Below are 16495 nucleotides of genomic sequence, written 5' to 3'. Positions count from 1 at the left end.
AGTTTGTTGCAATGAGTTTTAAGAATTTTAAAGTAGTTGAAAAAATGATCTTCGGCCGTGGCTCATTCGTCCAATTGGATGAAGTGTTAGCTGCTGAACGTAAAACCGCCGACGACTTCGTGGTATTTTTAGTCGATGACGTGCATCAAGGCAAAGCCCTTGAGGGCCGCATTCCAGCTAAAGCACAAGACATGGTGATTTGGGTTAACGTTGATGAAGAGCCAAGCACAATTCAAATCGATGCCCTGACTGAACAAGTTCAAGCTTTCAATAGCAAACTGCCAGTGAGCGTCGTCGGTTTAGGTGGCGGTTCAACCATGGACGTGGCTAAAGCGGTATCGCTGATGCTGACAAACCCAGGTGGCTCTGCCATGTACCAAGGTTGGGACTTAATCAAGAACCCAGCGGTACACCACATTGGTATCCCAACGATTTCTGGTACTGGTGCAGAAGCGTCACGCACCGCCGTATTATGTGGTCCAATACGTAAGCTAGGCCTGAACTCAGATTACACAGTATTCGATCAAATCATCATGGATTCTGAGTTAATCGAAGGCGTGGAAACGGACCAATGGTTCTACACAGGTATGGATTGCTATATCCACTGTGTTGAATCGTTACAAGGTACCTTCTTAAACGAGTTCTCTAAATCCTACGCTGAAAAAGCCATGGATTTATGTCGCCAAGTGTACTTAGACGACCACGTAGAAAAAGACGACAAGCTGATGATGGCGTCTTTCATGGGCGGTATGAGTATCGCTTACAGCCAAGTGGGTGCCTGTCACGCGGTTTCTTACGGTCTGTCTTATATCTTGGGTTACCACCACGGTATCGGCAACTGTATCGCCTTTGACGTGTTAGAAGAATTCTATCCAGAAGGTGTTGCAGAGTTCCGTTTGATGATGAAGAAACACAACATCACACTGCCGAAGAACATCTGTAAAGATCTGCCAGACGAAACCATAGCAAAAATGGTTGCCGTGACTAAGAGTATGGGTCCACTATGGGCTAACGTTTACGGCGCAGGTTGGGAAGAGAAAGTCACAGATGAAATGTTGACTGCCCTGTTCCGTCGCATCTAAGCTCTAACACATGTTAAAAGGGCTCAATTGTGAGCCCTTTTGTCTATATGCATTGTATATCTACACTGTATATCTTTGATAAAAGTAGGATAATTTGATGAATGTGACTCTGTTAATCCCGGCTCGTTACGGTTCAAGCCGCTTCCCGGGCAAACCCTTAGCCCCGATTAACGGCAAGCCAATGATCCAACACGTGTATGAACGCGCGTCGTTAGCCAAAGGCCTCACCAATATTTATGTCGCTACCGATGATGACCGCATTAAAGCGGCAGTTGAAGGTTTTGGCGGCAAAGTGGTCATGACCAGCCCAGAAGCGGCATCGGGTACAGATCGTATCAATGATGCGATAAACCAACTGGGACTGAAAGATGACGACTTAGTGATCAATCTACAGGGCGATCAACCTCTAATTGACCCAACCTCCATCGAGCAAGTCATCAGCCTCTTCGAGCGTCACCCAGGGGAGTTTGAAATGGCCACCTTAGGCTTTGAAATCGTCAATAAAGCCGAGCTTGACGATCCTATGCATGTGAAGATGGTGTTTGATAACAACAACTATGCCTTGTATTTCTCTCGTTCGCGTATTCCTTTTGGCCGCGACACCCAAGATTACCCCGTTTATAAGCACTTAGGTGTGTATGCTTATACCCGCAAATTCGTTCAGGCCTTCGCCGCCCTACCATTAGGTCGTCTAGAAGATCTGGAAAAACTCGAGCAATTGCGTGCTTTAGAATATGGTCATAAAATCAAAATCGCCATTAGCGCCTTTGATTCTATTGAAGTGGATACGCCAGAAGACATTCGTAAATGTGAGCAACGTTTAGCGGTTGATTAGTCACCCGAGAGTCTTGCGCGCGAGTCTATTCGAAACAGGAGCTGAGTATGTCGACCTTAGAAGTCTGGATCATTATTATTTTGATCGTCGGTGTTATCGCCAGCAATCTTGCCGCGTTGAAATACAGTGCTAAGTTCAAATTGCCACAATTCGGCCAACATGGTAAAGATAAGCAGATAAAGCCTACTGCTGAGCCTTCGGCAGCAGAGAATGACGCAGATGCGGCTTCAAATAAGCCGAGTTCTTCGGACTCAGAGCCCAATAAAGCAGATGAACCACCTAAGCGCTAAACTCAATAGTGGCTTTTAAAGAGTGAGTCTGAAGATGGCTCTTGAACACGCCTCTTAAAGACTGCGCTAAAAAGCTGAGCAATAACGTTAGTAAACATAGAAAAGGCGCCATAAGCGCCTTTTTGGTCTCTTATACCAATCGTATTAATCACAAGCTCGTCCACGCATCAACCTTCAGCTTTTTTCGCTGCTGTGCGACTCAATGGCTGCTCCTCAAGGTGCGCCACTAAAAAGACTAAGAAGCGAAACAGGGATTTAATCCTCAGATCGTGGCTTTTATTGGGCTCAGCCGCGACTAATTTCTGCAGTGATTTGATTTTAGAGTAAGCATTCTCGACTAAAGCGTCGTTCTCTTTACCGACATACTTAGCAAACTCGGCAAATTCGCCAATAAACTTCAGGGTCACTTTACGGCGATTTAACGCAGTGAGTGCAGCGCCCTCTTTCAGTTTTGCCTCAAAAATACTGCATTCTAAACCGCTGGCGATCGCGCTTTGCGATAAACCGCTGCTTAAGGCATCGGCCAGAAAACCCAAATTGGCTTTTAACTCAAAGGCAATCGCCTGCTTACTGGCGCTCGATTGCTGCCAGCGACTGCGTTCCTTATCGAAAATATCGTATAGCTCTTTCCAAATGCTCATGCGCTTTGCCTACCTTGCACTGAATCACTCCCTTTCGTTTAATGGCACTCGACTTTATTTTTTTAATACTAGCGACTGAAAGTTATCATAAATTTAAGATTTTCGGCATAGCGCTATGATAAATAATGAGTTAAATAATGGGTTAATGCACATTCACACTAAAACTAAAATCGGCATAAAAAAATGGCCCGAACGAGTCGGGCCATAGTGCAACCATATTCAAATCGAGAGCAATGTATGAGCTGCCTGAGCGAGAAACGAACTCAGTGCTAACTCATGGTTAACTCACAGCTAATCCAATGAAATATAAAGTTAAAGCACTTGCGATTTTTTCGCGTTATTTTTCTCGGCGGCGAGTCGACGCTGCGCTTCTTTTTTCTCGCGGCGCGCTTCAATCACTTGATTCACATCACTACCGATATGCGCTTCGTTACGGGCTTTTGCCAGATTCACTTGTCGCTCACGCTCAACAAAACGTTTACGCTGCTCGTCAGAAATTTTATCGATACAATGTGGACAACTGACACCTTGCACATAGGCATGACTCTGTTTTTCAACTTCAGTGATTGGCATGCGGCAAGCATTACATTGATCGTATTGACCTTTCTTCAAGTCATGGTTAACCGCGACGCGGTTATCGAACACGAAGCACTCGCCTTCCCACAGACTTTCTTCTGTTTTGACTTCTTCAAGGTATTTAAGGATGCCGCCTTCGAGATGATACACCTCGTCAAAGCCTTGCTCTTTCAAATACGCGGTTGATTTCTCACAGCGGATACCACCAGTACAGAACATGGCAACCTTTTTATGTTTAGCAGGATCAAGATTCTGCTTCACATATTCCGGGAATTCTCTGAAGGTTTCAGTCACAGGATTAATGGCATTTTTGAAAGTGCCGATTTGCACTTCATAATCGTTACGGGTGTCGACTAAAATCACATCCGGATCAGAAATCAGCGCATTCCAATCTTGAGGCTTCACATAGGTGCCAACCACTTTAAGTGGATCAATACCTTCAACGCCCATAGTCACGATTTCGTTTTTCAGTTTGACTTTAGTGCGGTAGAACGGCATTTCATCGTCGAATGACAATTTGTGCACGATATTGTCTAGGCCATTTTGGCCGTTAAGCCAAACCAATAATGCTTCGATCGCTTCTTGGGTACCGGCAACTGTGCCATTAATTCCTTCGCTTGCGAGGAGCAGAGTGCCTTTGATCTCGGCCTGTTCCATCATAGCGAGCAATGGCGCTCGGATAGATTCAAAATGCGGTAAAGACACAAATTTATATAACGCACACACGACAACTTTAGCCATAACACCCTCTTTGCTGGCTGGAACTTAATTTCCAGTGCATAAACACATTAATCATCTGTAGACTGGCTACAGATCCCAAAATAGCGCGGAATTCTACCTGAGTCACAGCAAGATAAACACAGATAAAATACAGGGTCTTTAATTCTTTACGCACGGAGGTAAGAAAAATCATTTTCTGCTGGCAAATTAAGCAGAAATTTCAACATGAAAGCGTTACCATCTGCGCCCTTTGCACACTGCCTGATTGGCACGCGGCATTCGTACTGGCACACTCGCGTCGTCAATAAGCATGTACATGTAGAGGACACAAGCCGACATCTGCGTACATCGCACTAACTTGCGTCGCATTAGCGCCGCACAGTAGAGGAAATCCTAATGGCTCTAGCCGTCTTATACACTTTTCGTCGTTGCCCCTATGCCATGCGAGCGCGTTTGGGACTCTTACTCGCCCAATGCAATGTTGAAGTCCGCGAAATCACCCTCAAAGCTAAACCAGCGCAAATGCTGGCCGCTTCATCCAAAGGGACAGTGCCGGTATTAGTGCTAGCCAATGGCGAAGTGATTGCCGAAAGTATTGAGATCATGCGCTGGGCACTCACGCAAGCGGATCCCTTAGATCTGCTATGTCAACAAAGCCCTGTAATTGAAGATAAAATGGCGCAACTTATCGCGCAAAATGATCAGCAATTTAAGCCATGGCTCGACCGCTATAAATATGCCGACTGCTACCCTGAGCAAACGCAAGCTGACTATTACCAGCAAGCGAGCCATTTCCTCACGCAACTTGAAGCATGCTTAGGACAACACTCCTTTTTAGTCGCCGATACACCTCGCCTTGCTGATTACGCCATCGTGCCTTTTATACGCCAATTTGCCGCAGTCGATCTCAAACGTGCACTGAGCGATGATTTTCCGCGACTCGCCGCTTGGCTAGAAAACCTCATTTCGAGTGAAATATTTATTCGAGCGATGGAAAAATATGTGATCTGGGACGCTAGCCATTCTCCAACTTGCTTGTTAGGAGACATGTAAGCCAATAAGATTTAAAGATTATTTTTATTTTATGTTATAGCCATCGGTAAAATATTCGAGTAAGGTATTTGACAGTTAGTGAGGTGGCTAATTTAGCTACAGATCGCTAGGCAAGCTTCTCAAGATAAATGTAACCGCGCTTAATGTATTTCAAAGGCGTGAATGATAGAACACAAGGATAAGGCAGTTGGAACATATGGATATCAATATCATTATTATGCTTGGGGGCCTGATGCTACTGCATTTTCTTTTCGCCCTTAGAGCCTTCAAGAGTAAAGTGGATCTCAGCACCAACAAAAAATGGTTATGGTGCCTACTCAGTTTGATCCTCGGCCCTATGGGATATTACGGTTATCACGGTTTTATTCCCCTCGATAGAATTCTCAAAGACTAAGCCGTCAAACACCGTCACATTGGGCGACAACACTTGCTACAGCATCAATGACCCGCCCAATTCAAAGACTCATTTCAATACGAATCAAAGCACATAAATAAGCGTTTAAACAAACACTTACAAGAACTTAAACAAGTATTGAAACACGAAAAAAATAGCGCAAGCTTAGGCTGCGCTATTTTAATGACCCCTCTTTTACAAAACCTTAAAATTTAAATCATTCGCTATAAATGGCTATGCAACAGCACAGCATCATCGGGGACTTTTTGGATTACAGGCGCTTGCCCTTCTGCCAAGGCTTGTTTATAGCTTTGGTTCATTTTAAGGGCGAGATACAAATCTGGCCGGATCAGAATGCCGCCTTCCCCTGTCTGCATGCCCGCTTGCTCGAACCAACTCAACATCTGTCGTTTACGCCCCGCAAGCACTAAGCGTACTCCACGCTTTTTAAGCAATTGATGTAAATCTGCCAACATGGCCATCACACTTAAATCTAAATGGGTAAAACAAGGCACGGCATCAATAATGATGCAATCGACCGGCTCAGATTCCCGAATAAATTTTTCCAGTAAACGGCGCTTAAAATACGTTGCATTAAAGTAAGTTAACGGCGAATTAAAGCGATACATAAACACGCCAGGCACAGATTTGGCTTTACCCGAATCATCGACGCTGCGGATAACGCCCTTATGATCTAAACCAAGCACTTGATCCGTGGGGCGCATTACCGTAGCAAGGAACTGGAATAACCCCAGTAACACGGCCAAAGTGATCCCAGGAATCACCCCAATAAACAGCACGGAGAACAAGGTAATACACGCAAGCAAGAAAGCTGACTTATCGCGCACACGCAGATTCCACAGCGACTTAAGATCGATAAGCGAAATAGAGGCAATCACCAATACCACCCCTAATGCTGCGCTAGGGATGTACTTCAACGGCGCAGTAAAAAACAGCGCCACAACGCCAATCAATACCGCCGCTATGATGGACACTAACTGGCTCTTGCCGCCATTGGCATCGTTCACCGCAGTGCGGGAATCGGCGCCGCTCACCGCAAACCCTTGGGAGATGGCAGATGCGATATTGGCTAACCCTAACGCCCTGAATTCTTTATCTGCATCTATATCGTAACCATTTTTTGCCGCAAAACTTCGGGCGGTCAGCATCATGCTCACAAAGCTCACCATGGCTAAGTTGAGCGCTGGCACCACCAACTCACGGGCGATCCCCAAATCAAAAGCCGGTGCTTGGAATGAAGGTAAACCAGAGGTCACCTCTCCGACAACACTAATGTCAAAGCTCGTCAGGTTAAATACCCAAACAAGAAACGCCGCCATCGCCATCGCGCACATAGATGCGGGCCATTGGGGACGAAACCGTTTGACTAAGGCATAGGTCGCCAGTGTCACAATCCCCATAGTCAAGGTCGGCCAATGGGTTTTTGATAAATAAGAAGGGGCGCCGCTGAGGCGTTCGATTAAATAGCGCTCGTCGAAGGTAAAACCAAAAATCTTCGAAAATTGTCCGACGATAATGGTGATCGCGACCCCGTTCAGCAATCCCATCAAAATCGGCTTTGACAGAAAGTCAGCGAGCACACCCAGCTTAAAACGGCTCGCGATCAAGCACCAAAAGCCTGTCATGGCCGTCATGGTCATGACTAACTGCCAGTGCTTCATGCTATCGCCCGCAGCGAGGGGTGTAACAACGGCGGCGATAACGGCGCAGGTCGCCGCATCTGGACCCACGATTAATTGCTTTGAGGTGCCAAATAGCGCGTATACCAGCATAGGCAAAACGCAGGAGTACAAACCCACAGCAGCATTGACGCCTGTGAGCTGGGCATAGGCAATAGCAACAGGGAGTGCCACAGCGGCAACGGACAAGCCTGCGCGCACATCATCCCTAAGCCATTGCTTTTCATATTGTAATAATTGCGCCAATCCCGGCATAAACGAAATCAAACTAGGGAACTTCACTCGGCAACCTCCATACACACCATCAAGATAAGCACTAATCAGTATAACCGAGACTGAAAATATTCAGCGAAAAGGTCATTACCTAAAAGCCAGCAATAGTATGTTGGTTATGGCATAAAGCCAATCATTACGCGAGTATTTTCCTCAGAATATTTATGGAGTTAGGCGCTGAATAAACACTAAGTTAGCGCAATATCATCGGCAGTGACACTAAAAGTAAACTGCCCATAAACCAATTAAAATGACGCTTACGTCTATCCGTATTGAGTTTCTTACTGATCGCCGCACCGACAAACACCCAAGTAAATGACGCCGGAAATCCCACTAAGTTAAAGGTTAATACCCCAAGAAAAGCACTGAGCCAAAAGCCATCGCCGCCTAATGTGAATGCGCTGCACAGGGTAATTGTCGACATCCAAGACTTAGGGTTAATCCATTGGAATAAAGCGGCCTCAATCAGGGTCATAGGTTTTCGGCCGTCATCAAGATGCGTGCTCTGCACTGGCGACGTCACTAATTTGTACGCGAGATACAGCAAATACGCCAAAGCGAAATATTTCAATACTTGGTGCAATACCGGTAATGCTTCAAACAAGGTTCCAAGCCCAAATAACACCGCAAGGTGTAAAGAAGTCGAACCCAAGCGGATCCCTGCAATGTGCGGCACGGTACGCAGCACACCAAAATGTGCACCAGAGCTCGCTAAGAGGATATTGTTCGGTCCGGGCGTCATGGTCATGGTTGCACAAAACAACGCGGCAGAAGCCATCAAGGTCCATAATTGTGGATCATAGAGTAATGCAGTATTCATATTCACCTTAAATTGTATGCATACATTTATTGACATAAACAGATGCAATAAATAATATACGGAGAATATTAGAGATCAATGGATTTATTGTCATGGGTACAATCTGGACGCCAGACCTAACAGCTTTTTCAGGCCCGAAATATCAGCGCTTAGTCAGTGCTATAGAACAAGGCATTTTGCAGAAGATGTTAACCCAAGGCAGTAAACTGCCCCCGCAGCGCCGTTTAGCCGATGCTTTAGGCATCACTATTGGCACTGTGACCCGCGCCTATGCATTGGCGGAACAAAGGGGGTACGTCGAAGCGCGCGTCGGTGATGGCACCTATGTCAACGCCTCCCCGGTACCAGAGATCGGTAAAGTACAATTGAATATGGCGACCTGCCAGCAGCCACTCACAGATCAAATTAGCACCCTCAGTGATTGCCTCAGCCAATTAGCAAAAGACCCGACAAAGCTCAGCCAGTTACTGGGTTATCGCGCCAGTCCATTAGATCAACACCAACAAGTGTTTCACCAATGGCTTAACCAACGCGGCATACAACAAACGCCTGAGCAACTGATCTTCACCCACGGCGGCCAGCAAGCGATTTTTGCCTGTTTAAGTGCATTTTTATCGACGGGCGATGTGCTGCTGCACGAGCAATACAGTTATCCAGGCGTGAGAATTTGCGCTAAGCAACTCGGCGTGACCAGCATTGGTGTGCCCCTCACCCATGAAGGTGTGGATCTCGCCCGCTTTGAGGCGTTAGTGCAAATCCATCATCCCGAGTTAGTTTATCTAACCCTGAATAATCAAAACCCTACCTGTATTCAATACAGTGAGCCGCAGCGGCAAAAACTCCTCGAATTGGCTGAGCAGTATCAGTTTTATATCATTGAAGATGATGTGAATTATTGTTTACCCGAAGAGTGGCATTCGCCCCTGTGGCAATTAGCAAAACAGCTGGCTATCCCACGGGTGATTTATATTTCTAGCCTGTCCAAATTGTTTTCTGGCGGCCTAAGGCAAGGTTTTATTCTGGTGCCTGAACCACTTATCGCCCAAGTGCGACTCGCGATTCATAGCCAATGCTGGATGGTATCGCCGCTGAACATTGAAATAGCCTGTCAGTTGATTAAGAAAGGCCAAATCACTGCCGATCGCGATACCATAGTTCGCCAACGGCAACGTCTCTGTATCGCCATGGGCGAACGACTGGGATTAACCCAAACTTGGCGAGGACTGAACGGTTGGCTACAACTGCCAGAAGATATCAAGGCCCATCACCTCGTCACTGCGCTAGCTGCCAAAGGCATTTTGATCCGTAATGGAGATGACTTTAATTGCCATGACAATTTTATTCGCTTGAGCCTTGGCGGCGCCGAAAACGACACTCAATTTCAACATGCGATTGACTGTATCGAGGCGACTATTCACTCCTTGGTACAAAATGCCTATTCAGTGGTGTAATAGCGCTTAAAAACCTCCGAACTCAGCCAATTTTTATGCGCCATGTCAGATGAAGTTAATTCACACTAAATGGCTAATTTATAAAATTAGAGAGCATAAAAAAGCGCCAGTAGCATGTATGCTACTGGCGCTGATGTGACTGACAAGCTTGATGAACAAGTAATTAGTTATAAACCACTAGCGCACCATTATTTAATCTTTAGTTGGTAAACACTCGTCGTGCCGCTGACTTCATTGCCTATGATTAACAAAGGATTACCGTTAGGACTTTTATCGGCACTGACAAACTTCATCCCTTCTGGCCCTAAATCACCCGCCATTGTTGCATCCCCTTTGACTTCACCCGTATCAGTATCGATAACAAAGTCGGCATCAAAATCACGATTCACAACATAGTCGATAAAATGCACATCGAAGGGATTGGTCACGTCATAGATCATAAAGCCTGAAGTACGCTCCAAACCAACAAAGGCATATAGTCGTTGACCAATTTGACCTAGGGCTAAGGCTTCTGGCTCTGGTCCTTTGTCATCGCTGCGGCTATCACCTTTATTTTCTTCGTTATTATTGTTGAAGTTACTGCCTAAAAGTGCCGCGGTAATACGTTCAAAATCACTCGCACTGTCAAAGACTTGCTGACCGTCTGCGCTCCAAATCGAGAATGAGCGAGCACCGAAGCTGACTATCTTGTCGTAATCGCCGTCCTTATCGTCATCCCCCATGCTAGTAGTTACTTTAAGGCGTGCTAACTGCGTTTTATCTTTTGCAGCGGCAAATTGTGGATGATTTGGGTCGAGCACTAAATCCCCTGCGCGGGCTTCCTCAGAAAAGCCTGCATAATCACGGGAATCACCTTCGTTGGCCGTAACGATAAAGTCGGTATTGTTCCAACGGTAGGTCGCGACAGTATCGGGTTGATACATACCATAGACGCCTGTGTAGCTTTGCAGGTTGACAAGATTGTCTTTATCACTCGCATCAATTTTATTCACCTCAAGTCCATAATCCTTAAGGCCTAGTGGTAAAATCTTGGCGACTTTGGCATTGGCGATATCAATTACGGCAATGGCATTGTTCTCTTGCAAACTGACAAACGCACGGCGGTTATCTTGGCTAATCGCGATATATTCAGGTTCTAAATCCTGCGCCACACTCGCCATTGGACCATTGATTTTAATGTCTGGCGTGATCTCACTGGCACGTGCACCGCCCTGATTAAATTCACTAAAACCGATAATAGTCGCAGTGGCTGCAGGCTTACCGTCAGTAATTGCAATCAGCGCCACACTGCCTTCAGGATCTAAGGTATAGGCTGGATTTGGCTCGCCTTCATTGGCTACTAATAAGGTTTTACCATCGTGGGTAAATGCCAGGTTATCGGGTAAAGCGCCGACTTCTACCGCGCTGATAAACTGCGGTGCATCTATGCCGTTAAGCTGATAAAAAGCGACAAAACCATTGGCTTGGGTTTTATTGCCGGCAGCATCGCCACGTTCAATCGCAGCCGCTAACAAGTTGCCTGAAATACTCACACTGTTAACGCTACCCATAAAGGTTTGGCCAACGTCTTTAGCCACATCAAGTTCGCCAAATTTTTCGAGATTATTCAATGCTAACGGATCAGCGGCATTGGATGCCGTTGCTAATAAACTGCCATTTATAATGTCCACTTTGCCGCTAATGGCATTGACCACAAAAATACGGTTAGATGCACTGTGATATTCAACGATTTCGGCGGCACTTAAGCCATAAACGCCAGTCTGATGACGACCAATTAACTCAGCTTTTAAGCCTGCAGTTTGTGGCTGGCAAACATATTGGGTTTGCGCTGCTGCAATTTCGTTGTCATCTAATTGTCCATTATTATTAGCATCTAATCCGGTATCGATTCGCTGACCACCGGCGGGACAATGTGCATCACCGATATTCAATGCCGTCACTTTAACCAGTGAATTTAAGCCGTTGTCGCCTTTATCACCTGCTGCGCCATCATCACCGCTGCAGGCTCCAAGTAATAAGCTCGCCATAATGGCTGCGGCTAGCGCAAGTCGTTGTGTTTTCATCGTGTCATTCCTGAATATTTTATTTTTAGTAGGGTGAAGCTAAAGCCCACTAAACTAGTCAGCATAAAAGACGCTGGGATGACAAAGCCGTGACACTCAGATGACAGCTCGCACTTTAGAATGAGTCAGTTTGAACCATAAGGATGTGAAGGACTAAGGTGTAAAGAACAGAGTTACAAAGGGCTACGATTTGATAAGAAAGACTTGATAAGAAAGATTTAAATGAAGAATCTTGTGAAGATAACGGCTCAATCCACTAAAGTGATGCCTCGATAATCAAACTTACCACTTAGTTACAATTTAATCGGTAAAATACAGTAAAGAAATCAGCGCAAAGATTGGTTTATTTGTCCGAGCACTTTACTATGCTATTGCTTACTGTCTGAACTGTGCAAATAGACAATACCGCAATTCACTTTTGCCTTAACCCCGCCAATGATCTTGATCATGTGCTCTCGCTCTTAGTGTAGAAACTGGTAGCGCAGGAACTGGCTTCAAAATGGCGGATTAATCGTGAATTGTCCTAGTACAATTTAAACCACACCGCATAAACCTGTGAAATACGCTTTCAATTCTTTCGCCACCCGAGGTAACAGTGGACCCACAATCACAACCTTCTGCCCATAACGGCAGACGTATACCGAATTTAGCGCTGCTTATTCCCATGCTTGCGGCGATTGTCGCGATCACGCCATTGGCCATCGACATGTACTTACCTGCGATGTCGACATTGGCCCTCAGTTTTCATACCGATGTCACGACAGTACAACAGTCCCTGAGTATCTACTTAGCAGGTTACGCACTGGGCATGTTATGTTTCGGCCCCCTAGCCGACCGCATTGGTCGTCGCCCAATGGTGATAATGGGGCTGAGTGGATTTATGTTGACCAGCTTACTGATTGGGTTTGCGGGTCAAGTCGAAGTCTTTCTTGGACTACGTTTTTTACAGGCCTTTATCGGCGCGGCTGCGACTGTGGTGGTGCCGGGATACATCAAAGAAGTCTACGGTGACAATACCGCCAAGGGTATGTCATACGTGAGTTTAATCATGATGTTAGCGCCATTATTGGCTCCTAGTATTGGCAGCGTGATCCTCGAACTCGGTGATTGGCATTTAATCTTCTTCATTCAATCCGCCTATGCCGCAACCCTGTTATTACTGGTGCTGTTTGCGCTGAAAATGCCCAGCGATAAAGATATGGATACCCGCAGCCAAAAATCGTTTCTTGGCGCCTATGCGACCGTATTTTCCCGCCCTGGCGTTAAGCTAAACATTGCCAGTGGCGTGTTAACGTCTTTTTCATTTTTCTGTTATCTCACTGCATCGCCCTTCGTTTACATGGAAGTCTTTGCCTTAGATAAATCCTATTTTGCAATCTTGTTTAGCACTAACGTCGGCGCGTTGATGTTGGCCAATATCATTAATACGCGCATCGTGGGCCGTTATGGTTCGCTACGTATGTTGCATGTGTCGACCTTTTTCGGGGCGATTGCTGGTGTCGGTTTATTAACCGTAAACCTGCTGGATATGAGCTATCACTTTACCGTGATCATGCTTATTCCTTTGATGGGTAGCCTAGGGGTGATGTCAGTCAATGCCGATGCGATAGTACTGATGAAGTTTAAACAAGAAACAGGAACCGCAACCGCAGTTATTGGCACCTTAAGATTTGGCTGTGGCGCACTGGCGGGGCCATTATTGGCGGTGTTTTACGATGGCACTGCCGTGCCCTTCTCTGCCCTCATGTTAGGTTCTATTGTGTTAGTCGGTATTTGCCAATTCAATCGTCCTAAGCATCAAATCCAACCGACGGTTTAAGGCGCTCTTTTTAAAGATCTATTTTTAAGGGTCTATTTCTAAGAGCCATGGCTACCAATACCACATCGGCAACACATGTTTGATCGCATAAAACAGCGCATTGGCTTTCACAGATGTAGCAAATAGGTAATATTTAATCGCGACAGTTAAGTATCTGCTTATCTAACCTCCAACACCAAAACGGCACTTTTAGTGCCGTTTTTGCTTTTTAAGCATCTAACAATCTGAAAAATATAAGATAAGCCCATAAACCAGCCTAGGTTACTTGGCGATTCAAGCAAGTTATCGAGTCATTCAAACGTGAAATTGTTTCAAGTTGGTTATTTTTTACATAAAAGGCTTGAAATGTTGTTTTTTTTGAATATGATGAAATTCTGTTCATTGCAACAGTTGCTGCATCCTAAGGGATGAGTCACTTGTCTTCGACGAAGTCAGTTCAGCATTTCGGAGTCTGAATTACCCTTCAGGCTTAATTTTTAGAGCGATTACCGTCGCTGTAACAAGATACTGTTTACCGTAACGGTACTATGCAATAGGAGTTCCACATGGAGATGTTATCCGGCGCCAGCATGATAGTGCGTTCTTTGATCGATGAAGGCGTAAAGCACATTTTTGGCTATCCTGGCGGTTCAGTTTTAGATATCTACGACGCCCTGCACGTTATCCCCGGTATTGAACACATACTCGTTCGCCACGAGCAAGCGGCCGTACACATGGCCGATGGCTACGCCCGTGCCACGGGTAAAGTGGGCGTGGTATTAGTCACCTCAGGCCCAGGCGCGACCAACGCGATTACCGGTATTGCCACCGCTTACATGGATTCTATTCCCCTTGTGGTGTTATCGGGTCAAGTCCCGAGCAATCTTATCGGCAACGATGCCTTCCAAGAATGCGACATGATAGGTATCTCTCGCCCTGTAGTGAAACACAGCTTTTTAGTCAAAGATCCGACTGAAATTCCTGAAATTATTAAAAAGGCTTTTTACATTGCCTCTACTGGCCGTCCCGGTCCTGTGGTTGTCGATCTGCCAAAAGATTGTTTAAACCCCGCCCTGCTGCACGAATATTGTTATCCAGAAAGCGTCAAAATGCGCTCGTACAATCCAACGACATCAGGCCATAAAGGTCAGATCCGCCGTGGTCTTCAAGCCCTGTTAGCCGCGAAAAAACCGGTACTTTATGTCGGTGGCGGCGCGATTATCTCAGGTTGTGATAAGCAAATCCTGCAATTGGCTGAGAGATTAAATATTCCCGTCGTCAGCACGCTGATGGGGCTTGGCGCTTTTCCAAGCACCCACAAAAACAGTTTAGGCATGCTTGGGATGCACGGTCGCTACGAAGCCAACATGACAATGCATAACTGCGATTTGATCTTCGGTATTGGTGTACGCTTCGACGATAGAACCACCAATAATGTGGAAAAATACTGTCCGAACGCGACCATTTTGCATATCGACATCGATCCCTCTTCTATTTCAAAAACCATCCACGTGGATATTCCTATCGTGGGGTCAGCCGACAGTATTTTAGACAGCATGTTGGCACTGTTAGATGAATCGAACGAACACAACGACAACGATGCCATTGCCACTTGGTGGAATGACATTGAACAATGGCGCAGTCGCGATTGTCTGGCCTATGACAAAAACAGTGGCCGCATCAAACCACAGCAAGTGATTGAAACCTTGTATAAGCTGACCAATGGCGATGCCTATGTCGCATCAGATGTTGGCCAGCACCAAATGTTTGCCGCCTTGTACTATCCGTTCGATAAGCCGCGCCGCTGGATCAACTCAGGTGGCCTAGGGACAATGGGATTCGGCCTGCCCGCAGCGATGGGCGTAAAAATGGCCATGTCTGATGCCACCGTTGTGTGTGTCACGGGGGATGGTTCTATCCAGATGAACATTCAAGAGCTTTCGACCGCACTGCAATATGATACGCCAGTAAAAATCATCAACTTAAACAATCGTTTCCTTGGCATGGTAAAACAATGGCAGGACATGATTTACTCTGGCCGTCACTCACATTCCTATATGGATTCAGTGCCAAATTTTGCCAAAATTGCTGAGGCCTATGGCCATGTTGGCATGACGATAAGCGATCCTGCCGAGCTTGAGTCAAAAATGGCTGAAGCGCTGGCGATGAAAGATAGATTGGTCTTTATCGACATCATGGTGGACGAAACTGAGCACGTTTACCCCATGTTGATCCGCGGTGGTGCGATGAATGAAATGTGGCTGACTAAGACGGAGAAATGCTAATGCGTCGAATTATATCTGTATTATTAGAAAACCAATCCGGCGCCCTGTCTCGTGTGGTCGGTTTGTTTTCACAGCGCGGTTATAACATTGAAAGTTTAACGGTTGCACCAACGGACGATATCACCCTGTCGCGGCTTAACATCACAGTCGTTGCCGATGAAATGGTGTTAGAGCAGATAGAGAAGCAGCTGCATAAGTTAATCGATGTGTTAAAAGTATCGAATATTACTGAGTCTGCTTATATTGAACGCGAACTTGCCCTTGTTAAGGTCCGCGCCCAAGGCGAATTTAGGGAAGAAGTGAAACGTATGGCGGATATTTTCCGCGGTCAGATTGTCGATGTCACCGCCAATTTATACACCATCCAAATGGTGGGAACATCAGAAAAACTCGATGCATTTATCCATGCGCTAGGTGAAGTGACCAAATTGGTCGAAGTCTCTCGCTCAGGCGTAGTCGGTTTGGCTCGCGGTGAAAAAGCCATGAAAGCCTAACGCTCACACATAAATCTCGC

The 16495-nt window shown here is 46.0% G+C and carries 14 protein-coding genes; 9 read left to right on the top strand and 5 right to left on the bottom strand.

Annotated elements, in window-relative coordinates; all coding sequences use genetic code 11:
- Positions 1-11 precede the first annotated feature (11 nt).
- From kdnB to Q4Q52_RS04285, 3 genes are all read left to right on the top strand, one after another.
- On the top strand, positions 12-1082 hold the full coding sequence (kdnB, locus tag Q4Q52_RS04295) for a 3-deoxy-alpha-D-manno-octulosonate 8-oxidase KdnB (RefSeq protein WP_311989915.1): 1071 nt from the start codon (positions 12-14) through the stop codon (positions 1080-1082).
- 97 nt (positions 1083-1179) lie between these two features.
- On the top strand, positions 1180-1917 hold the full coding sequence (kdsB, locus tag Q4Q52_RS04290; RefSeq protein WP_006081834.1) for an 8-amino-3,8-dideoxy-manno-octulosonate cytidylyltransferase KdsB: 738 nt from the start codon (positions 1180-1182) through the stop codon (positions 1915-1917).
- A 47-nt stretch (positions 1918-1964) separates the two neighbouring features.
- Positions 1965-2207: a DUF2897 family protein gene (locus Q4Q52_RS04285; RefSeq protein WP_311989914.1), complete on the top strand. Its 243-nt coding sequence runs from the start codon at positions 1965-1967 to the stop codon at positions 2205-2207.
- Between the two features lie 167 nt (positions 2208-2374).
- Here Q4Q52_RS04285 and Q4Q52_RS04280 read toward each other — a convergent pair whose 3' ends face one another.
- Positions 2375-2848: a hypothetical protein gene (locus Q4Q52_RS04280; RefSeq protein ID WP_311989913.1), complete on the bottom strand. Its 474-nt coding sequence runs from the start codon at positions 2846-2848 to the stop codon at positions 2375-2377.
- 312 nt (positions 2849-3160) lie between these two features.
- Positions 3161-4165 (bottom strand): rhodanese-related sulfurtransferase, encoded by a 1005-nt coding sequence (locus Q4Q52_RS04275; protein ID WP_311989912.1) that lies wholly within the window; start codon positions 4163-4165, stop codon positions 3161-3163.
- Positions 4166-4540: 375 nt separating this feature from the next.
- On the opposite strand from Q4Q52_RS04275, the gene Q4Q52_RS04270 reads away from it, so the two are divergent.
- Positions 4541-5197, top strand: coding sequence for a glutathione S-transferase (locus tag Q4Q52_RS04270; RefSeq protein WP_311989911.1), 657 nt, complete (start codon positions 4541-4543; stop codon positions 5195-5197).
- 196 nt (positions 5198-5393) lie between these two features.
- On the top strand, positions 5394-5591 hold the full coding sequence (locus tag Q4Q52_RS04265; RefSeq protein ID WP_006081839.1) for a hypothetical protein: 198 nt from the start codon (positions 5394-5396) through the stop codon (positions 5589-5591).
- Positions 5592-5815: 224 nt separating this feature from the next.
- On the opposite strand, the gene Q4Q52_RS04260 is transcribed toward Q4Q52_RS04265, so the two are convergent.
- On the bottom strand, positions 5816-7573 hold the full coding sequence (locus tag Q4Q52_RS04260; protein ID WP_011846940.1) for a SulP family inorganic anion transporter: 1758 nt from the start codon (positions 7571-7573) through the stop codon (positions 5816-5818).
- A 184-nt stretch (positions 7574-7757) separates the two neighbouring features.
- Positions 7758-8384, bottom strand: a complete 627-nt coding sequence (locus Q4Q52_RS04255; RefSeq protein ID WP_106650653.1) for a LysE family translocator — start codon at positions 8382-8384, stop codon at positions 7758-7760.
- A 92-nt stretch (positions 8385-8476) separates the two neighbouring features.
- On the opposite strand from Q4Q52_RS04255, the gene Q4Q52_RS04250 reads away from it, so the two are divergent.
- Positions 8477-9835, top strand: coding sequence for a PLP-dependent aminotransferase family protein (locus Q4Q52_RS04250; RefSeq protein WP_311989910.1), 1359 nt, complete (start codon positions 8477-8479; stop codon positions 9833-9835).
- 188 nt (positions 9836-10023) lie between these two features.
- Here Q4Q52_RS04250 and Q4Q52_RS04245 read toward each other — a convergent pair whose 3' ends face one another.
- Positions 10024-11898, bottom strand: a complete 1875-nt coding sequence (locus tag Q4Q52_RS04245; RefSeq protein ID WP_311899260.1) for a choice-of-anchor I family protein — start codon at positions 11896-11898, stop codon at positions 10024-10026.
- A 595-nt stretch (positions 11899-12493) separates the two neighbouring features.
- Here Q4Q52_RS04245 and Q4Q52_RS04240 point away from each other — a divergent pair.
- The 3 genes from Q4Q52_RS04240 (at position 12494) to ilvN (ending at position 16475) form a co-directional block, all read left to right on the top strand.
- Positions 12494-13717 carry a multidrug effflux MFS transporter gene (locus Q4Q52_RS04240; protein ID WP_311989909.1) on the top strand — a complete coding sequence of 408 codons (1224 nt, stop codon included), beginning with the start codon at positions 12494-12496 and terminating at the stop codon, positions 13715-13717.
- Between the two features lie 545 nt (positions 13718-14262).
- On the top strand, positions 14263-15981 hold the full coding sequence (locus Q4Q52_RS04235; protein ID WP_311987835.1) for an acetolactate synthase 3 large subunit: 1719 nt from the start codon (positions 14263-14265) through the stop codon (positions 15979-15981).
- Positions 15981-16475 carry an acetolactate synthase small subunit gene (ilvN, locus tag Q4Q52_RS04230; protein ID WP_106650658.1) on the top strand — a complete coding sequence of 165 codons (495 nt, stop codon included), beginning with the start codon at positions 15981-15983 and terminating at the stop codon, positions 16473-16475. Before Q4Q52_RS04235 ends, ilvN begins: the two co-directional genes overlap by 1 nt.
- Positions 16476-16495 lie beyond the last annotated feature (20 nt).

The sequence above is a fragment of the Shewanella sp. SP1S2-4 genome (genome assembly GCF_031932075.1).
Lineage (GTDB): Bacteria > Pseudomonadota > Gammaproteobacteria > Enterobacterales > Shewanellaceae > Shewanella > Shewanella baltica.
The sequence above is the reverse complement of the archived record's forward strand: the minus strand, read 5'-3'. Positions and strand labels throughout refer to the sequence as shown.

Coding starts and splice junctions, on each gene's coding strand:
- kdnB (WP_311989915.1), top strand. CDS start 12: ATGAGTTTTAAGAATTTTAAAGTAGTTGAAAAAATGATCTTCGGCCGT.
- kdsB (WP_006081834.1), top strand. CDS start 1,180: ATGAATGTGACTCTGTTAATCCCGGCTCGTTACGGTTCAAGCCGCTTC.
- Q4Q52_RS04285 (WP_311989914.1), top strand. CDS start 1,965: ATGTCGACCTTAGAAGTCTGGATCATTATTATTTTGATCGTCGGTGTT.
- Q4Q52_RS04280 (WP_311989913.1), bottom strand. CDS start 2,848: ATGAGCATTTGGAAAGAGCTATACGATATTTTCGATAAGGAACGCAGT.
- Q4Q52_RS04275 (WP_311989912.1), bottom strand. CDS start 4,165: ATGGCTAAAGTTGTCGTGTGTGCGTTATATAAATTTGTGTCTTTACCG.
- Q4Q52_RS04270 (WP_311989911.1), top strand. CDS start 4,541: ATGGCTCTAGCCGTCTTATACACTTTTCGTCGTTGCCCCTATGCCATG.
- Q4Q52_RS04265 (WP_006081839.1), top strand. CDS start 5,394: ATGGATATCAATATCATTATTATGCTTGGGGGCCTGATGCTACTGCAT.
- Q4Q52_RS04255 (WP_106650653.1), bottom strand. CDS start 8,384: ATGAATACTGCATTACTCTATGATCCACAATTATGGACCTTGATGGCT.
- Q4Q52_RS04250 (WP_311989910.1), top strand. CDS start 8,477: ATGGGTACAATCTGGACGCCAGACCTAACAGCTTTTTCAGGCCCGAAA.
- Q4Q52_RS04245 (WP_311899260.1), bottom strand. CDS start 11,898: ATGAAAACACAACGACTTGCGCTAGCCGCAGCCATTATGGCGAGCTTA.
- Q4Q52_RS04235 (WP_311987835.1), top strand. CDS start 14,263: ATGGAGATGTTATCCGGCGCCAGCATGATAGTGCGTTCTTTGATCGAT.
- ilvN (WP_106650658.1), top strand. CDS start 15,981: ATGCGTCGAATTATATCTGTATTATTAGAAAACCAATCCGGCGCCCTG.